The 1,178-nt window shown below is 46.2% G+C and carries 2 protein-coding genes; both read left to right on the forward strand.

The features are described 5' to 3' along the window. The first annotated feature begins 96 nt into the window (after positions 1-96). A complete protein-coding gene (locus tag AKL11_RS24350) occupies positions 97-822 on the forward strand; it encodes a hypothetical protein (RefSeq protein ID WP_067522954.1) in 726 nt (241 codons plus the stop codon). Positions 823-864: 42 nt separating this feature from the next. Continuing rightward, a partial coding sequence (locus AKL11_RS24355) for a site-specific integrase (protein ID WP_172807371.1) occupies positions 865-1,178 on the forward strand: 314 nt, incomplete at its 3' end.

Consider the following 1,178-nt stretch of genomic DNA (forward strand, 5'->3'; position numbering starts at 1 on the left):
GCCAGAGAATCACTGTTTCAAGGCATCTTTAAGCGAAAGGCCTGAAATCATGGGTTTATACTCTTTTCAGGCTCATTTTGGGATTGGAAAATACTTATGGGTTTGTCCAAAGGCGCTGCCGACTCAATAAGGGCCGACGTGATGCCTGGTCCTGGCATTCTATTGGGGATTCATCGGCAGGAGCGCGTTAACCTCAGCTGGCTGCTGTCAGGGGAAGGAAAGCCGTTTATTATCGAGCGAGCTGACACGGAACAAGCCTTTCTCGATCTGTTTTCCAAGGCCATGGCCAGACCCGATGGGTATGATCCCAAAGCGGACACTTGGGCCCGAAAAATTTACCTCTGTCATGATAAAAAAAGACTGCTTATCGCAATCGCTGAGCCCGATGCAACCTACATCCACAAAACCAGAAAAAGTGAGGCAGAAGTCCAGTATACAAAATGGGCTCTGATTTATGGGCCTTTCAGCGAAGCGCTTTTTCGTCTTATTGCTGATCAATTCTCATTGACGAAGTTTATGAAAAGTATCGAGTGGTTTGTATCGGCGATGCCTCAAGACGCAATGGACTCAATGATTGCCGGTGAGTATGGCCCAGTTGTGCAATTCGGAGATGGGAAAAAACAGCTCCCAAAAGGCAGTATTGTGCCTGTCGCAGATATAGAAGCAGAGCTAAAACCCTTGAGAGAGACATTGCGCCAGCGGGTAGTTGTCAAAGAGTTAGTTTATAGCAAAGGTGGCTCAATCGAGTTGTTGAACCAAGCCGCTAACGCGGCAAAAAATACCGTAGATACTCTCTATTTTACTATATCCAATACTTCCTAATAACCGCACCACTCAGGTTCGGCTTATTAGGAAGCAATCAACATGGAACGTTCTGAGCAAACCCGGTTCGACGAACTATACCAAAAACACCTCACCACCCTGAAGCTTCAAGGTAAAAGAAAATCCACCATTGATCTATACAGCAGGCCATTACGGCGAGTAACAGCATTCTTTGACCGTTGCCCTGATAGACTCACGCCCGATGACTTAAAAACCTACTTTGCTGCATTGGTAGAGAGTCATTCCTGGAGCACAGTCAAGACTGATCGTAACGGACTGCAATTTTTCTGGAAGCATGTTCTGGGTAAACATTGGGACTTTGTTGAAATTATCAAACCCCCCACCGTTAAACGACT

Source organism: Endozoicomonas ascidiicola (genome assembly GCF_001646945.1).
Taxonomy (GTDB): Bacteria; Pseudomonadota; Gammaproteobacteria; order Pseudomonadales; family Endozoicomonadaceae; genus Endozoicomonas; species Endozoicomonas ascidiicola.

Coding starts and splice junctions, on each gene's coding strand:
- AKL11_RS24350 (WP_067522954.1), top strand. CDS start 97: ATGGGTTTGTCCAAAGGCGCTGCCGACTCAATAAGGGCCGACGTGATG.